The organism is Microbacterium californiense (genome assembly GCF_047246625.1).
Classification (GTDB): domain Bacteria; phylum Actinomycetota; class Actinomycetes; order Actinomycetales; family Microbacteriaceae; genus Microbacterium.
Genome location: NZ_JBFOKQ010000002.1, coordinates 482,025 through 497,156 on the forward strand (window position 1 = coordinate 482,025; position 15,132 = coordinate 497,156).

Genomic DNA, 15,132 nt, shown 5'->3' on the forward strand with positions numbered 1-15,132 from the left:
TGCAGTCCCGCGCCCGGGAGACGGTCGGAGCGGCGAGCGGGGCAGCAGGATGGAGCCATGACGTTCCGCTACGACTTCGCTCCCACTCCTTTTGGAGACGCGCTCGCGGTGTTCTCCGACGACGGGCTCGTGCGCTTCGATCTCTCGGAGGCCGACGATCCCTCGGTCCCCTGGCTGCTGGAGGGCGTGGCCCGGCAGCTGCGCGAGGTGCCCGAATCGGCTCCCGGCGCCGCCGACGAACTCGTGCCCCTGTTGTCCGACTACTTCGACGGCCGGCCGGTGCGCTTCGACGAGGAGGTGCGTCTCGACTGGCGCCTCGTCGACGGATTCCCGCGGGCGGCTCTGCAGGTGATCTGCACGATCCCCTGGGGACAGACCCTGAGCTATGGCGAGGTGGCCGTGCTGGCGGGGCACCCCGGCGCAGCGCGAGCCGTCGGATCGGCCTGCCGGCTGACGCCCTTCTCGATCATCGTGCCGGTGCACCGGGTGGTGCGCTCGGACGGCTCTCCCGGGCATTACGGCGCGCATCCCGAGCGCAAGCGCTTCCTGCTCGACCTGGAGAGCGGGTCGTGAGTCCCGCACGGGCGGATCGCCGCGTGTAGGCCGCCGCGATCCGCCCGTCGCGCGGCCCCCGGAGCGGCGGGCCGTCGGGCGGGATCACGGTCCCGTCGAGCGCGGATACCCGGTGGTAGGGTCGAGCCGAGCCGGAGCCGGGGACGACACCCGGATCCGTGGCCCCACCGTCGCCGAGAACGGGAAGAGTCGTGAACTTACCGACAGGTATCGAGTCCGACGCGGACCTCGTCGCCCGGGCCGTGCGCGAACTCGCTCGGCGCACCCGCTTCCCCGTCGCCTTCGGGGGGCTTCTCGACGACGGCGTCGTGCACGTCACCACGATCGTGGGCAACCGCACCCGCAGCCTCGACGGCCTGCGGGTGCGACCCGAGCGCGGACTCGGCGGCCGGGCGATGATGGAGCTCCGCCCGCGCATGACGAGCGACTACGGCTCGTCCCAGCAGATCACCCACGACTACGACGTATTCGTGCTGGGCGAGGGATTGCGCACCCTCCTGGCCGTGCCGATCGTCGTGAGCGGCCGATCGCGAGGCGTGCTGTACGCCGGGGCGTGGGACGAGGCGCAGTTCGGTGGGGTCACGACCGCTCCGGCGATGCAGGTCGCGCAGTCCGTCGCCGACGAGCTCCGCATCCGCGACGAGGTGGAGCGACGCCTCCGAGACCAGGGAGATCCGCCCGGAGCCGTGAGCGCGCCGCAGCGCGAGCATCTCCGGGAGAGCTTCGCCGAGCTCCGCCGCATCGCCGCGTCCGTCGACGACCCCGCGCTGCGGGAGCGCATCGCGCGCGTGGAACGCCGTCTGGTCGCACTGTCCGGCGATGCCGTGGCGACCGTCACGTCGCCCGTACCCGCCGTCCGGCTCTCCCCCCGCGAGACCGACGTGCTCGCCTGCGCGGCCCTCGGCCAGACCAACTCCGAGATCGCGGCGCATCTCGGCCTGCGCGAGGGCACGGTCAAGGCCTATATGGGCACGGCGATGTCGAAATTGGACGCGTCCAGCCGCCATTCCGCCGTCGCGCGTGCCCGGCGCGCGGGCCTTCTGCCCTGACCCGCGTCGTGCACAGGCGCTGCCCAGCGCCTGGGACTACAGTGAATGGTGGTTCGGCGGATTCCGCCGCCCCGGACGAGGCAGGCCAGTACCCGGAACGCGCAAAGACTGGTCCGAAAGGACCATCATGTCGTGGATCGTGCTGATCGCCTCCGGGATTCTCGAAGCCGTCTGGGCCACCGCTCTCGGAAAATCCGACGGCTTGACGAAATTGTGGCCGAGCGTCGTCTTCTTCGGCGGCCTGACGCTGTCGATGTTCGGTCTCGCGTACGCGATGCGCGATATTTCCACCGGCACGGCGTATGCGGTCTGGGTCGGGATCGGAGCCACGCTCACGGTCGTCTGGGCCATGGTGACCGGGGACTCGGATATCTCCTGGCTGCGTATTCTGCTGCTCACCGGACTCGTCGGGTGCATTGTCGGATTGAAGCTGATCGACCCCGGTCACGAATAAGCGTCCGACGCAATTCGACACCCCGCTTGCCGCTATTCGTCCGCGCGGCTACTGTCATTCGCATGGCGAGACGAATTGTGCATCAACTGGTCGACGATATCGATGGCAGTGTTCTGGAGGTCGGCGAGGGCGAGACGGTGCATTTCTCGCTCAACGGCACCGCATGGGAGATCGATCTGAACTCCGAGCACGTGGAGGAATTGCGCGCCGCTCTCGAGCCGTACATCGCCGCAGGACGGCGCTCCGGTTCGTCGAGCAGCACCCGCGCGTCGGGCGGTACGCGCTCGACGAGCGGCTCACGCGGCTCCACGGCGCGCAAGCGCCCGGCCCGCAACCCCGAGGTCGCGGCGATCCGCGCCTGGGCGAACGACAACGGATACTCGCTCTCCGAGCGCGGACGCATCCCCGCGCCGGTCATCGAGGCCTACAACGCGGCGCACTGAACGCACGCCGCACGAACGGACGATGGTGAAGGCTCCCCGATCGGGGGGCCTTCACTCGTTCTCGGGGGCCGAACCCCCGACGTCGGCCCACGGTTCGTTCGTGATGGCGATCTCCCGGGTCATGTCCTCGAGGAAGCGGATGACGACGTCGCGCTCCTCGCGCGTGAGCCGGGCCGCCGCATAGAACCGCTTGGCCTGCTGCCGCCCGACCGTCTGCATCGCCGCCTCGCGCGTCTCATCGGTGATGGTGATCGCGAGAGCCCGGCGGTCGGTCGGGTGCGGGGCCCGGTGGATGTGGCCGCCCTTCTCCAGACGATCCAGGAGCTTGGTGGTGGAGGCCGTCGAGATGTCGAGGTGCTGCGCGATGCCGCCGGGTGTGGCGATGGCATGGCGATTGGCGCACACGATCAGGTAGTGCAGCGCGCGCATGTCGGTGTCGTTCAACTGCATGTAGCGGCGGGAAGCGTGGGACAGCCGCTGCTCCGCCTCGCGGAGTTCGCCGAGCGCGCCCATGAGCAGAGCGATCTGCTGCAGGTCCTCCGCGGGGACGCCCGTGCGATCGATCAGGGTGCTGCGCGGGTCGCTCGCCTCGACGTCGTAGATGGCGGCGTGGGTCAGCCCGTCGACGCCCGGGGTCGCCGGGGCGGCGCCCGTGCCCAGATCCGGGCTGGTGCCCCGCCTCGCGTCCATGCGATCATGTTACACAAGGTTGTACTTCATGCTAAGTTAATTACTCGCCAGGCTAGTGAAATGAAGGCAGAGGACGCCATGGATCACGTAACCCTTCTCGCAGAGGACGGGACCGCGATCGGCGTCCTGCCGAAGAGCGAGGTCCACACGCTCGACACCCCCCTGCACCTGGCGTTCTCCTGCTACCTGCTCGACGCCCAGGGCCGATTGCTCCTGACGCGGCGAGCGCTGAGCAAGCGCACGTGGCCGGGCGTCTGGACCAACAGCTTCTGCGGCCACCCCCGTCCGGGCGAGACGATCGAGGATGCCGTCCACCGCCGTGCCGCGGAAGAGCTCGGCGCGACGGTGACGGAACTCCGCCTGGCGCTCCCCGACTACCGCTACCGGGCCGTCGACGCGAGCGGCATCGTCGAGAACGAGGTGTGCCCGGTCTACGTCGGCATCCTCGAGGGGCGGCTCGCCCCGGATCCGACCGAGGTCGGGGAATGGGCGTGGACCGAGGTGCCCGACGCCGCAGCATCCGCCGCCGGCACGCCGTTCGCGTTCAGCCCCTGGCTGGTCGAGCAGCTCCCCCAACTCCGCGCGAAAGGTCAGGTGTGACCGTGACCGTCATGGCGACTCCGCAGGAGGAGCTCGGCATCCGCATCGAGGAGGCGCTGCGTCAGCGCTTCGCCGAACGCACCGCAGTCGCCGAGACCTACGGCGAATCCTTCGCCTCGCTGTGGCGGGCCGCCGCCGAGCATGCCCTGGGGGGCAAGCTCATCCGCCCCCGGCTGCTGCTCGAGGCGCATCGTGCCCTGTCGGCCTCGTATGGCGGGTCGGTGGACTCCGTCGCGGCCGTGAACGTCGCCGCCGACGTCGAGCTGCTGCACTACGCCTTCCTCCTGCACGACGACGTCATCGACGGCGACCTCATCCGGCGTCGGCGCCCGAACCTCATCGGTGTCCTCGCCGCCGGTCGCGGCGACGAGCCGGGCGACGCGGATCTGCACTGGGCCCGGTCGAGCGCGATCCTCATGGGCGACCTTCTGCTCTCGACCTCCCTGCTCGGCTTCGCCCGGGCGCGCGTCTCGACCGGCACGCGCGTGCGGCTGCTCGACCTGATCGAGCACACGATCGTGGAGACGGTCGCCGGGGAGCACACCGACGTGGGACTCAGCGACGGCAGGATCGCGCCCGACCTGCGCACGATCCTCGCGATGAGCACGTACAAGACCGCGACGTACTCCTTCTCCCTCCCCCTGCGCGCGGCGGCGATCCTCGCCGGAGCCTCGCCCGAGGTGGAGGAGCACCTGGCGGCGATCGGCCGGCACCTCGGTCTCGCGTTCCAGCTGCAGGACGACATCCTCTGCGTGTTCGGCGACGCCGCTCTGCACGGCAAGGATCCGTACTCGGATCTGCGCGAGGGCAAGGAGACCGCGATCATCGCCTACGCCCGGATGACGTCGGCCTGGCCGCACATCGAGGGCCGGTTCGGCTCGCTGACCCTCAGCGACGACGAGGCCGCCGCCGTACGCGAACACCTGCGCACCTGCGGCGCCGAGAGCTACGCGCAGAGCCTGGTGACGGACGAGCTCGCCGCGGCATCCGCCGTGCTCCGGACAGCCGAGGAGTCGCGATCGATCTCGGCCGAGGTCGCCGCGACCGTGCGCTCGCTCCTGGCCCGCGTCGAGAGCCGGCGGGCATGAGCGGCGTCGCCGCGGCGGGAGACGACTCGCTCCGTCGCTTCAGCCGGACGGCCGAGATCGCCACGACCAACGTGATCCGCGCCTACTCGACGTCGTTCGGCATGGCGACGCGTCTGCTCGGCCGACGCCACCGCCAGCACATCCGCAACGTGTACGCGATGGTCCGCATCGCCGACGAGATCGTCGACGGCGTCGCGGCCGAGGCGGGTCTCGACGCCGGCGCCCAGGCCGACGCGCTCACCTCGTACATCGCCGAGACGCACCGCGCCATGCGCACCGGATACAGCAGCGACCTGATCCTGCACGCCTTCGCCCGCACCGCACGCGAATGCGCGATCGGCGAGGACCTCACCCAGCCGTTCTTCGACTCGATGCGCGCCGACATCGCCGACGGCGACGACGTCTCGGTCTACGACGGGGAGGCGCATTCCCGCTACGTCTTCGGCTCGGCGGAGGTCGTCGGCCTCATGTGCCTGCGGGTGTTCCTCCGCGGCGCGGAGCGGTCGCCGCAGGACCGCGCCGTGCTCGAGCACGGGGCCCGACAGCTGGGCGCGGCGTTCCAGAACGTCAACTTCCTCCGCGACCTCGCCGACGACACGGACCGCCTGCACCGGAGCTACCTCGGCGAGGCGGCCCGCCTGACGGACGCCGATCGCGACGCCTGGGTGGCGACCGTCGAACAGCAGCTGCGCGACGCGCGGGCCTCGATCCCGCTCCTGCCGAAGGACGCCCGCGCGGCGGTCCGCAGCGCGCTCGCCCTGTTCGCGGCGCTGACCCGCCGCGTCCGGAAGACCCCCGTCGAGGAGCTCTACCGGCGCCGCGTGCGCGTGCCCGACCCCGTCAAGCTCCTGCTCGCGGCCCGCGCCGTGGCCGTCACCGCGGTGGAGCCGCGATGAGCCGCGTCGTCGTCATCGGAGCCGGGGTCGCGGGCCTCGCGACCGCCGGGCTGCTCGCGCGGGACGGGCATGAGGTCGTCGTGCTCGAGAAAAATGCGCGCATCGGCGGGCGCGCGGGGACCATCGAGCGCGACGGGTTCCGCTTCGACTCCGGGCCGTCGTGGTACCTCATGCCCTCGGTGTTCGACCACTTCTTCGCCATGATGGGCACCAGCGCCGAGGAGCAGCTCGATCTGACCCTGCTCGACCCCGGCTACCGGGTGTTCCGCGACCCGGCGAGCGCGGGAGAGGCCGCCCCGGTCACGGTCCCCGCCGGACGCGACGCCGTGGCCCGCGTCTTCGAGTCGCGCGAGCCGGGGGCAGCGAGGGCGCTGTCGGCGTACCTCGACTCGGCGCATCACGCGAGCGCGATGGCCGAGAAGTACTTCCTGTACAACCCGTTCACACGCCTCGGCTCGCTCACCACGGGCGAGGTCCTCCGGGCCGTCCCCCGCCTCTTCTCCCTCCTCGGCACGCGCCTGCAGTCGTTCGCCGCACGACGCTTCCGAGACCCGCTCCTGTGCCAGATCCTGGGCTACCCCGCCGTCTTCCTCGGCACCGATCCGCGCAGCGCCCCGGCGATGTACCACCTCATGAGCGCTCTCGACCTGGACGAAGGCGTGAGCTATCCGCAGGGCGGATTCTGGGGCGTCGTCGAGCGCATCGCGGCCCTCGCCACCGAGGCAGGGGCGACGATCCGCACCGGAGCAGAGGTCCGCAGCATCCGCACCCGCTCCGACGGTTCCGTCACCCGCGTCTCGGGCGTCGAGTGGACCGACGACGACGGCATCCGTCACGTCGAGGATGCCGATCTCGTCGTCTCGGGCGCCGACCTCCACCACACGGAGACCGCACTGCTGCCCCCGCACCTGCGCAGCTACCCGGAGTCGTGGTGGAGCCGTCGGACCAGCGGACCGGGCGCGGTGCTGGTGATGCTCGGGGTACGGGGCACCCTCGACGAGCTCCCCCACCACTCGCTGTTCTTCACCGACGACTGGGATGCGAACTTCGACGCCATCTTCGGCTCCGCGCCGGCGATCCCCGCTCCGGCCTCGACCTACGTGTGCCGCCCCAGCGCCAGCGATCCCGACGTCGCCCCGGACGGGCACGAGAACCTGTTCGTGCTCGTGCCGGTCCCGGCCGATCCCGAGCTCGGTCACGGAGGAGCGGACGGAGCCGGGTCGGCGAGGATCGAGCAGACGGCGGATGCCGCGATCGACATGATCTCGCGCTGGGCCGGCATCCCCGACCTGCGTGAGCGCATCGTGGTGCGCGAGACCAAAGGCCCGGCGGACTTCCTCGACGACTACCACTCCTGGCGCGGCGGGATGCTCGGTCCCGCGCACACCCTGTCGCAGAGCGCGATGTTCCGCGCGCAGAACGCCTCGCGCCGGGTGCAGGGGCTCTACTACGCGGGAGCGACCACGGCGCCCGGCGTCGGCGTGCCGATGTGCCTGATCAGCGCCGAGATCGTGCTCAAGCGGATCCGCGGCGACCACTCCGCGGGGCCGCTGCCCGAACCGGCGCGCCGTGCGATGCGGACGGACGCAGTCTGATGGGCGTCGTCTACCTGACGGCCCTGCTCGTCTTCACGGGGTGCATGCTGCTGCTCGACCACCGGTTCCGGCTGTTCTACTGGCGCGATCCCGTCGCGGCGGCCGTCGTCACGGTGGCGGGGGTGGCGTTCTTCCTGCTCTGGGACGCGTTCGGCATCGCGCAGGGCATCTTCTTCCGGGGCGACGCCGCCATCGCCACGGGGATCGAGCTCGCGCCGGAGATGCCGCTGGAGGAGCCGGTCTTCCTGCTGTTCCTCGTCGTGTGCACCATGGTCGTGTACACGGGTGCCGCACGCATCCTCGCAGTCCGGCGTCGGCGCCGCGCGGAGGTGACGACGTGACCTACCTGCAGCTCTCGGCATGGTTCCTCGCCGCGACCGTGGTCGCCGTGCTCCTCCTGGCGATCGCGAGTCGGCGTCGGGGACCGCAGCCGGCCGCGGTCGGACTGACCGTCCTCGTCATGCTGACCCTGACCGCGGTGTTCGACACCCTGATGATCGCGAGCGGCCTGTTCCACTACGCGGCCCCCCAGCTCGTCGGCATCCGCATCGGTCTGGCTCCGCTCGAGGACTTCGCGTACCCGCTCGCCGGGGCGCTGCTGCTACCCGCGCTCTGGGCCGCTCTCCGCGCGCGGAGAGGCGCGCCGGTCGAGGAGGATGCCTCGTGAGCACCGCATCCGTGGGCCGGCCGTCGTTCGGCCGCGATCTGGGGCAGATCCTGCTCTCCTCGCGTCCGGTCAGCTGGATCAACACCGCCTTCCCATTCGCCGCCGCGTACCTCCTGACCACACGGGAGGTCGACCTCACCCTCGTGGTGGGCGTCGTGTACTTCCTCATCCCGTACAACCTGGCGATGTACGGGATCAACGACGTATTCGACTACGCCTCCGACCTCGCGAACCCGCGCAAGGGCGGGATCGAGGGCGCCCTGCTGGCCCCGCGGATGCACCGGCCCACGCTCTGGGCGGCAGCGCTGTCGAACATCCCCTTCGTCGTCTACCTCGTCGTCGTGGGCGACGCCTGGTCGACCGCCTGGCTCGCGCTCAGCGTCTTCGCCGTGATCGCCTATTCCGCACCCGGCCTGCGGTTCAAGGAGCGTCCGTTCCTCGACTCGACCACCTCCAGCCTCCACTTCGTCACCCCGGCTGTGGTGGGGCTGGCGCTGGCGGGCGCCGAGGTCACGACCGATCTCGTGCTCGTGCTCGTCGCCTTCTTCCTCTGGGGCATGGCCGCGCACGCCTTCGGCGCGGTGCAGGACGTCGGCCCCGACCGCGAGGGCGGCATCTCCTCGATCGCCACGGTCTTCGGAGCCCGGGCGACCGTGCGCCTGTCGCTGGCCCTCTGGCTCGTCGCCGGCATCCTGATGCTCTTCACGTCGTGGCCCGGACCGCTCGCCGCACTGCTCGCCGTGCCGTACCTGGTGAACGCCGCCCGGTGGTGGCGGGTCACCGACGAACGGTCCGGCGAGACGAACCGCGCCTGGCGGCGCTTCATCGCCCTGAACTACTTCGCCGGATTCCTCGCGACGATGATCCTCATCCTCGCGTGGGTCTCCTGACGACGCCCCTGCACCACCCGAAAGGACCCCGCATGCCGCGCCCCGACCGCGCCTCGACGCCGCTCCGCGAGCGCAACCGCCGCCACTCGTGGACGCGCGTGTTCATACCCGTCGCGCTCATCCTGGTGTGGCTGGTCGGAGCCTCGCTGGGCGGACCGCTCTTCGGCAAGGTCGACGAGGTGTCGTCGAACGACCAGACGACGTACCTGCCCGAGTCGGCCGACGCCACGAAAGTGCAGGAGCTCCTGGGCGAGTTCCGCGACAGCGACGAGATCCCCGCAATCGCGGTGTTCACATCCGACCAGGAGCTCACCGACGACGAGCTGGCCGAGATCGCGGATGCCGTCGCCGACGCCGCCTCCCTCGACGGGGTCGGCGAGGACGTCTCCCCCGCCCTGCCCTCCGACGACGGCAAGGCCGTGCAGGCGTTCATCCCGATCCGCGGCGACGCGGAGCTGTCGGACGTGACGGCGGAGCTCGGTGCGGAGCTGCGCGCCGAGGCACCCGCGGGCGTCACCGTCTACATCACCGGTCCTGCGGGCTTCACCGCCGACCTCGCCGCCGGCTTCGCGGGCATCGACGGGCTGCTGCTCGGCGTGGCGCTGCTCGCGGTGCTCGTGATCCTCGTGCTCGTGTACCGGTCGTTCCTCCTCCCCCTCGTCGTGCTCTCGACCAGCCTGTTCGCGCTGTGCGTGGCCCTGCTCGTGGTCTGGTGGCTGGCGAAGGCCGAGGTGCTGCTGCTCAGCGGCCAGACGCAGGGCATCCTGTTCATCCTCGTGATCGGCGCCGCGACCGACTACGCCCTGCTCTTCGTCGCGCGCTTCCGTGAGGAGCTGCGGATCTCCGAAGACAAGGGCGCCGCGGTGGCGGCGGCGTGGAAGGGGTCCTTCGAGCCGATCGTCGCCTCCGGCGGAACGGTGATCGCCGGACTTCTCTGCCTGCTGCTCAGCGACCTCAAGTCGAACAGCACGCTGGGGCCCGTCGCCGCGATCGGCATCGTGTTCGCGATGCTCGCGGCTCTCACCCTGCTCCCCGCGCTGCTGCTGCTGTTCGGGCGCGCGGTGTTCTGGCCCCGGCGTCCGCGATTCGAGCCCGAGGTGGTCGCCGAGGAGCACGGCATGCGCACCACCGGTCTCTGGGCCCGTCTCGCACGGCTCATCACGCGCCGGCCGCGGGCCATCTGGATCGTCACGACGCTGGTGCTGCTCGCGGGTGCGGCGGGGGTCACGCAGCTCGACGCCGTCGGCGTGCCGCAGTCCGACCTGGTGCTCGGCTCCTCCGAGGCGCGCGACGGCCAGACCGCCCTCGGCGAGCACTTCCCCGGTGGATCGGGCAGCCCGGCCTACGTCGTCGTGGCGGAGGACTCGATGCAGGACGCCGCCGACGTGCTGCTCGCGAACGACGGTGTCGACGCGGTGGCGGTCACGGCATCCGACTCCCCCAGCGGCACCGCGAGCGTGACCGATGACGGCATCGCCGCGGTCGGCCCTCCCGGGACGCCGGCACCGGAGCCGACGGTGGTCGACGGAGACGTGCTGCTGCAGGCCACGCTGACCGATGCCGCCGACTCGGATGCCGCGGCCGAGACAGTCCGCGAGCTGCGGGGCGAGCTGGCCGACCTCGACGCCTTCGTGGGAGGCGTGACCGCGACGGCGATCGACACCAACGACGCGTCGATCCACGACCGCAACCTGATCATCCCGGTGATCCTGGTGGTCATCATGCTGATCCTCATGCTGCTGCTGCGGTCGATCCTCGCGCCGGTCCTCCTGATCCTGACCACCGTGCTCTCCTTCGGCACGGCGATGGGCGTCTCGGCGCTGGTGTTCAACGGCATCTTCGCCTTCCCCGGCGCCGACCCGGCCGTGCCGCTGTACGGCTTCGTGTTCCTGGTCGCCCTGGGGATCGACTACAACATCTTCCTGATGACGCGCGTGCGGGAGGAGTCCCTCCAACACGGCACCCGCGAGGGGGTCCTCCGCGGGCTCTCGATCACGGGCGGCGTCATCACCTCCGCCGGGCTCGTGCTCGCGGCGACCTTCGCGGCGCTGTCGGTCATCCCGATCCTGTTCCTCGTGCAGCTCGCGTTCATCGTGGCGTTCGGCGTGCTGCTGGACACCTTCGTGGTGCGGTCGCTGCTGGTCCCCGCGCTCGCGTACGACATCGGCAAGCGGATCTGGTGGCCGTCCGCACTGTGGCGCCGCGGTCTCGACTGAGGCACCTCGGGCCCGGTGGTGCCCTCGACAGGATTCGAACCTGCGACCTGCCCTTTAGGAGAGGGCTGCTCTATCCTGCTGAGCTACGAGGGCGTGCGACCAGTCTAGGCGACCGGCCGCACGCCTCCGGCTCGCCGTGGCCGGTCAGGCCGCGAGGGCGAGGTACGGCTCCCATCGCGGATCGCTGCGCTCCGTGCCCCGGACGGTCCAGGCGGTGCCGTGCGGCGGCCGCGGCGTGATGCGCAGCTGCCAGCGCATCTCCTGCGGAGTCCGGTTGCTCTTGACGTTGTTGCAGCGCAGGCAGCACGCGACGAGGTTCTCCCACGAGTCAGCGCCGCCCCGCGAGCGCGGCAGGACGTGGTCGATGGTGGATGCCGCCTTGCCGCAGTACCCGCATCGATGGTTGTCGCGGCGAAGCACGCCGCGCCGCGTGACGGGGACGCGGCGGCTGTTGGGCACGCGGACGTATCGGGAGAGGATGATGACGGCCGGACGATCATAGGATCCGTGGGTGCCCCAGACGGGGTCGTCCTCCACGCGCTCGATCACGCTGGCCTTCTCGTTCATCACGAGCACCAGGGCCCGCTTGAAGGACACGATCGCGAGCGGCTCGTACCCGGCGTTCAGAACTAGTGTGCGCATCCGTCATCCTCTCGATCCGCCGGGACGGCTTCCCGGCACTCTCGACTCACACCGCGTCGTGAGGAGGAAGAGCGAACGCAGAGACGCAAAAAGGCGCTGTCTACAGACAGCGCCTCGTGTCCGCGGCAGAACCGCGGCGTCCCTGCGGGCGATGCAGGAGGACATGACGACCGAGGGCATCCATGGTGCGGATGCTCGGAATCCTGTCCATCTGCGTCTCCCGCCTGTACGACGACGGGTTCAGGCTAACCCATCCCCCGGGGTGCGGGGCGAAACGGGCGGTGAACGATGATGGCGTGTTCGGCGGCGATCAGCCGGCGTTGGCGCCGAGCCAGGCGATCGGCTCGACGAGCCCGCCGTTGAGCCAGACCTCGAAGTGGAGGTGGTTGGCGGTCGAGCGACCCGTGCTGCCCACGTAGCCGATGAGCTGTCCGGCGGAGACCGTCTGTCCGGCCTGCACCTGGCGCGAGCCGTAGATCATGTGGCCGTAGGTGGTCTGCACGCGCTGACCGCCCACGACGCTGTCGATCATGATGCAGACGCCGTAGCCGCCGATGCTCTCGGCCGAGGCGCGGACGACGCCGGCGGCCGCCGCGTAGATCGGGGTACCCGCGGGGGCGAGCATGTCGGCGCCGTTATGTCCTCCGCCGACGGTGCGGCTCACGGTGTAGGAGCCCTGCGGCACCGGGTAGCGAACCTCGCCCGACCCGGGCGACACGAGTGCGTACCCGGCGGTGTTGAAGCGGCTGGAGGAGGCCGTGGAGGCGGACTTCGCGGCCGCGGCGGCGCGGGCTGCGGCGGCGGCCTCGGCCTTCGACTTCTCGATCTCCTGCGGCGTGGTCGCCGTGAAGGTGCCCCGGCTAAGCGGGGCGGCCGTGGCCTCGGATGCGACGACGAGCGACTGCGCGTCGACCGCGGCGAGCTGCTGCACGGTCGTCGCGGCCTCGGCCGGCTTGGTCGCGGCGTAGGCGGGCAGGGCGACAGCGGCGACGAGGGCGCCCACGGCGCCGAAGATCGCGATCGACCGGAGGGGCTTCACGAACGAGCGTCCCGTCGCACGGGCGGTGGCACGTCGTGCGGGTACTCGGTCTTCAGATGTCTGCGCGGGCGATTCGATGTCTGCGGCCAAAACGTCATCCTCCTGCGCCTGCGCGCTTCGGGTAGCGCTGGCTCGTCGGCACTGCGTCTCGTGGCACGTAGCTCGGGTACTTTGTGCGTGGATGCCGCGAAGACGACGAGCCTGAGAGGCGAACTTCGCGAGCAATCGCCTGCGGGTTCCCGCCGACGACCTGTCCGAGGTTACCGGAAGATAACGATCGTGTCACCCTGTGAACCTGGCAATCCTCGGGGAGCCGGATCAGGGCCCGTTTCAGGCCGGTTCGCCGACCAGGAAGATGTGCGAGGCGAGCTCCACGGGGAGCTCGAGTCCTTCGTCGTTGCCGTCCATCCGGATGAGCACGTAGCCCTCGCTGAAGCGGAAGTCCCCGCGGGCTCCGGGCATCACACCGGCGTCGCGCAGCTGCTCGAGCAGCTCCGGGTCGACCTGCGCGGGCTCCGCCAGGCGGCGCACCGTCCCCTCGATCGGCTCGCCGGCCGCGGTGAGCTTCTGGACCAGCCCGATGACTCCCTCGTCGAAGGTGCGCGCGGGAAGGTCGCCCAGCTGGTCGAGGCCCGGGATCGGGTTGCCGTACGGCGACTCCGTCGGGTGCCCCAGGAGCTCGACCAGGCGACGCTCCACCTGCTCGCTCATGACGTGCTCCCAGCGGCAGGCCTCTTCGTGCACGAATGCCCAGTCGAGACCGATCACGTCGGAGAGCAGACGCTCCGCCAGCCGGTGCTTGCGCATGACGTCGACCGCCTTGCGCCGGCCGGCGTCGGTCAGCTCGAGCGTGCGGTCCTCGGACACGACGACGAGCCCGTCGCGCTCCATTCGGCCCACGGTCTGGGAGACCGTCGGCCCCGAGTGCCCCAGGCGCTCGGAGATGCGCGCGCGCAGCGGCACGATGTTCTCCTCCTCGAGCTCGAGGATGGTGCGGAGGTACATCTCCGTGGTGTCGATCAGGTCAGTCATGGCGTGGCCCTCCGAAGTTCTTAGGCAAGCCTACATTCCTGCGCGGACGTCGTCCCCGCAACAGTGAGGGGGCCGCTCGCGCGCGCCCGTAGAATCAACGCATGGCGATCGAGATTCCCCGTGACCTCCTGCCCGTCGACGGCCGTTTCGGCTGCGGTCCCTCGAAGGTGCGCCCCGCGCAGCTCGAGGCGCTCGTCACCGCGGGGGCGTCGATCCTCGGCACCTCCCACCGTCAGGCCCCGGTGAAGAACCTCGTCGGGAGCGTCCGCGAGCACCTCGCCGAGCTGTTCCGCCTGCCCGAGGGCTACGAGATCCTCGTCGGCAACGGCGGATCCACCGCCTTCTGGGACGCCGCGGCCTTCGGCCTCATCGAGCGCCGCAGTCAGAACCTCGTCTTCGGCGAGTTCGGCGGCAAGTTCGCGGCCGCCGCCGGAGCACCGTGGCTCGAGGCACCCGACGTCCGCAAGGCCGACGCGGGCTCGCTCACGGCCGCCGAGGTCGTCGAGGGCGTCGACGTCTACGCGTGGCCGCACAACGAGACCTCGACCGGCGTCGCCGCTCCCGTGCGGCGCGTCCCGGCCGACGGCGCCCTGACCGTGATCGACGCGACCAGCGCCGCCGGCGGCATCGACTTCGACGCGGCCGAGGCCGACCTCTACTACTTCGCGCCGCAGAAGAACCTCGGCTCCGACGGCGGGCTGTGGTTCGCTGCGGCGTCGCCTGCGGCGATCGAGCGGATCGAGCGGATCGCCGCATCCGATCGCTACATCCCCGAGTTCCTCAGCCTCAAGAACGCGCTCGACAACTCGCGCCTGAACCAGACCCTGAACACGCCGGCCCTGACGACGCTGCACCTGCTGGAAAGCCAGCTCGGGTGGATCCTCGGCAACGGCGGCCTGGGCTGGGCGGCGGCCCGCACCGCGGAGTCGTCGGGCGTGCTCTACGACTGGGCGGCCGCGACCGACGTCGCGACCCCCTTCGTGGCGGACGCCGCGCACCGCTCCCCCGTCGTCGTCACGATCGACTTCGACGAGAGCGTCGACGCGGCGGCGATCGCGAAGACCCTGCGCGCGAACGGGATCGTCGACACCGAGCCGTATCGCAAGCTCGGCCGGAACCAGCTGCGGGTCGCGACGTTCGTCTCGATCGAACCGGACGACGTCCGTCAGCTCACGCGCGCGCTGGACTTCGTCCTCGCCGAGCTCGCCTCCTGAGGGCGGGGCGCGGGTGACGAGCCCGCGCCTCCGCGGCGGGCCCG

17 protein-coding genes, 1 tRNA gene and 1 riboswitch are annotated in these 15,132 nt (G+C 70.8%); of the genes, 13 read left to right on the forward strand and 5 right to left on the reverse strand.

All coding sequences use genetic code 11. From position 1 onward, the window contains the following. Nucleotides 1–57: 57 nt before the first annotated feature. The 4 genes from AB3M82_RS13605 (at nucleotide 58) to AB3M82_RS13620 (ending at nucleotide 2,519) form a co-directional block, all read left to right on the forward strand. Nucleotides 58–573 (forward strand): methylated-DNA--[protein]-cysteine S-methyltransferase, encoded by a 516-nt coding sequence (locus tag AB3M82_RS13605; RefSeq protein ID WP_412958482.1) that lies wholly within the window; start codon nucleotides 58–60, stop codon nucleotides 571–573. Between the two features lie 191 nt (nucleotides 574–764). Next, the gene (locus AB3M82_RS13610; protein WP_412958484.1) at nucleotides 765–1,622 is read left to right on the forward strand and encodes a LuxR C-terminal-related transcriptional regulator; all 858 of its coding nucleotides are present in this window, start codon (nucleotides 765–767) and stop codon (nucleotides 1,620–1,622) included. A 49-nt stretch (nucleotides 1,623–1,671) separates the two neighbouring features. Continuing rightward, a riboswitch (guanidine-III (ykkC-III) riboswitch) is annotated at nucleotides 1,672–1,739 on the forward strand. A gap of 10 nt (nucleotides 1,740–1,749) precedes the next feature. Further along, the gene (locus AB3M82_RS13615; protein WP_412958485.1) at nucleotides 1,750–2,076 is read left to right on the forward strand and encodes a DMT family transporter; all 327 of its coding nucleotides are present in this window, start codon (nucleotides 1,750–1,752) and stop codon (nucleotides 2,074–2,076) included. A 62-nt stretch (nucleotides 2,077–2,138) separates the two neighbouring features. Beyond that, nucleotides 2,139–2,519, forward strand: a complete 381-nt coding sequence (locus AB3M82_RS13620; RefSeq protein ID WP_412958486.1) for a histone-like nucleoid-structuring protein Lsr2 — start codon at nucleotides 2,139–2,141, stop codon at nucleotides 2,517–2,519. Nucleotides 2,520–2,570: 51 nt separating this feature from the next. Here the strand turns inward: AB3M82_RS13620 and AB3M82_RS13625 are convergent, their stop codons facing one another. Further along, nucleotides 2,571–3,209 (reverse strand): MarR family winged helix-turn-helix transcriptional regulator, encoded by a 639-nt coding sequence (locus AB3M82_RS13625; RefSeq protein ID WP_412958487.1) that lies wholly within the window; start codon nucleotides 3,207–3,209, stop codon nucleotides 2,571–2,573. A 60-nt stretch (nucleotides 3,210–3,269) separates the two neighbouring features. On the opposite strand from AB3M82_RS13625, the gene idi reads away from it, so the two are divergent. From idi to AB3M82_RS13665, 8 genes are read left to right on the forward strand one after another with little or no spacing between them, the layout of a single operon-like run. Beyond that, nucleotides 3,270–3,809 (forward strand): isopentenyl-diphosphate Delta-isomerase, encoded by a 540-nt coding sequence (gene idi, locus AB3M82_RS13630; protein WP_412958488.1) that lies wholly within the window; start codon nucleotides 3,270–3,272, stop codon nucleotides 3,807–3,809. A gap of 11 nt (nucleotides 3,810–3,820) precedes the next feature. Then, entirely contained in the window at nucleotides 3,821–4,897 is a 1,077-nt protein-coding gene (locus AB3M82_RS13635) for a polyprenyl synthetase family protein (RefSeq protein WP_412958489.1), read from the forward strand. Beyond that, on the forward strand, nucleotides 4,894–5,793 hold the full coding sequence (locus tag AB3M82_RS13640) for a phytoene/squalene synthase family protein (RefSeq protein WP_412958490.1): 900 nt from the start codon (nucleotides 4,894–4,896) through the stop codon (nucleotides 5,791–5,793). The genes AB3M82_RS13635 and AB3M82_RS13640 overlap by 4 nt, the downstream gene beginning before the upstream one ends. Then, nucleotides 5,790–7,388 (forward strand): phytoene desaturase family protein, encoded by a 1,599-nt coding sequence (gene crtI / locus AB3M82_RS13645; protein WP_412958491.1) that lies wholly within the window; start codon nucleotides 5,790–5,792, stop codon nucleotides 7,386–7,388. The genes AB3M82_RS13640 and crtI overlap by 4 nt, the downstream gene beginning before the upstream one ends. Beyond that, nucleotides 7,388–7,729 carry a lycopene cyclase domain-containing protein gene (locus tag AB3M82_RS13650; RefSeq protein ID WP_412958492.1) on the forward strand — a complete coding sequence of 114 codons (342 nt, stop codon included), beginning with the start codon at nucleotides 7,388–7,390 and terminating at the stop codon, nucleotides 7,727–7,729. Before crtI ends, AB3M82_RS13650 begins: the two co-directional genes overlap by 1 nt. Beyond that, complete coding sequence (locus tag AB3M82_RS13655; protein ID WP_412958493.1) at nucleotides 7,726–8,055, forward strand: lycopene cyclase domain-containing protein; 330 nt, start codon at nucleotides 7,726–7,728, stop codon at nucleotides 8,053–8,055. Before AB3M82_RS13650 ends, AB3M82_RS13655 begins: the two co-directional genes overlap by 4 nt. Beyond that, nucleotides 8,052–8,945, forward strand: coding sequence for a prenyltransferase (locus AB3M82_RS13660; RefSeq protein ID WP_412958494.1), 894 nt, complete (start codon nucleotides 8,052–8,054; stop codon nucleotides 8,943–8,945). The genes AB3M82_RS13655 and AB3M82_RS13660 overlap by 4 nt, the downstream gene beginning before the upstream one ends. Nucleotides 8,946–8,977: 32 nt before the next feature. Next, nucleotides 8,978–11,161: an MMPL family transporter gene (locus AB3M82_RS13665; protein ID WP_412958495.1), complete on the forward strand. Its 2,184-nt coding sequence runs from the start codon at nucleotides 8,978–8,980 to the stop codon at nucleotides 11,159–11,161. Between the two features lie 16 nt (nucleotides 11,162–11,177). Here the strand turns inward: AB3M82_RS13665 and AB3M82_RS13670 are convergent. From AB3M82_RS13670 to AB3M82_RS13685, 4 genes are all read right to left on the reverse strand, one after another. Then, nucleotides 11,178–11,254: transfer RNA gene (locus AB3M82_RS13670), tRNA-Arg, on the reverse strand. A gap of 51 nt (nucleotides 11,255–11,305) precedes the next feature. Further along, nucleotides 11,306–11,803 (reverse strand): HNH endonuclease, encoded by a 498-nt coding sequence (locus tag AB3M82_RS13675; protein WP_412958496.1) that lies wholly within the window; start codon nucleotides 11,801–11,803, stop codon nucleotides 11,306–11,308. Between the two features lie 310 nt (nucleotides 11,804–12,113). Beyond that, nucleotides 12,114–12,842, reverse strand: coding sequence for a M23 family metallopeptidase (locus tag AB3M82_RS13680; RefSeq protein WP_412958497.1), 729 nt, complete (start codon nucleotides 12,840–12,842; stop codon nucleotides 12,114–12,116). Nucleotides 12,843–13,172: 330 nt separating this feature from the next. Beyond that, nucleotides 13,173–13,874, reverse strand: a complete 702-nt coding sequence (locus tag AB3M82_RS13685) for an iron-dependent transcriptional repressor DtxR (protein WP_412958498.1) — start codon at nucleotides 13,872–13,874, stop codon at nucleotides 13,173–13,175. Nucleotides 13,875–13,975: 101 nt separating this feature from the next. On the opposite strand from AB3M82_RS13685, the gene serC reads away from it, so the two are divergent. After that, a complete protein-coding gene (gene serC / locus AB3M82_RS13690) occupies nucleotides 13,976–15,088 on the forward strand; it encodes a phosphoserine transaminase (RefSeq protein ID WP_412958499.1) in 1,113 nt (370 codons plus the stop codon). The last annotated feature ends 44 nt before the right edge of the window (nucleotides 15,089–15,132 follow it).

Coding starts and splice junctions, on each gene's coding strand:
- serC (WP_412958499.1), top strand. CDS start 13,976: ATGGCGATCGAGATTCCCCGTGACCTCCTGCCCGTCGACGGCCGTTTC.
- AB3M82_RS13675 (WP_412958496.1), bottom strand. CDS start 11,803: ATGCGCACACTAGTTCTGAACGCCGGGTACGAGCCGCTCGCGATCGTG.
- AB3M82_RS13685 (WP_412958498.1), bottom strand. CDS start 13,874: ATGACTGACCTGATCGACACCACGGAGATGTACCTCCGCACCATCCTC.
- AB3M82_RS13650 (WP_412958492.1), top strand. CDS start 7,388: ATGGGCGTCGTCTACCTGACGGCCCTGCTCGTCTTCACGGGGTGCATG.
- AB3M82_RS13665 (WP_412958495.1), top strand. CDS start 8,978: ATGCCGCGCCCCGACCGCGCCTCGACGCCGCTCCGCGAGCGCAACCGC.
- AB3M82_RS13625 (WP_412958487.1), bottom strand. CDS start 3,209: ATGGACGCGAGGCGGGGCACCAGCCCGGATCTGGGCACGGGCGCCGCC.
- idi (WP_412958488.1), top strand. CDS start 3,270: ATGAAGGCAGAGGACGCCATGGATCACGTAACCCTTCTCGCAGAGGAC.
- AB3M82_RS13615 (WP_412958485.1), top strand. CDS start 1,750: ATGTCGTGGATCGTGCTGATCGCCTCCGGGATTCTCGAAGCCGTCTGG.
- AB3M82_RS13640 (WP_412958490.1), top strand. CDS start 4,894: ATGAGCGGCGTCGCCGCGGCGGGAGACGACTCGCTCCGTCGCTTCAGC.
- AB3M82_RS13620 (WP_412958486.1), top strand. CDS start 2,139: ATGGCGAGACGAATTGTGCATCAACTGGTCGACGATATCGATGGCAGT.
- crtI (WP_412958491.1), top strand. CDS start 5,790: ATGAGCCGCGTCGTCGTCATCGGAGCCGGGGTCGCGGGCCTCGCGACC.
- AB3M82_RS13635 (WP_412958489.1), top strand. CDS start 3,821: ATGGCGACTCCGCAGGAGGAGCTCGGCATCCGCATCGAGGAGGCGCTG.
- AB3M82_RS13605 (WP_412958482.1), top strand. CDS start 58: ATGACGTTCCGCTACGACTTCGCTCCCACTCCTTTTGGAGACGCGCTC.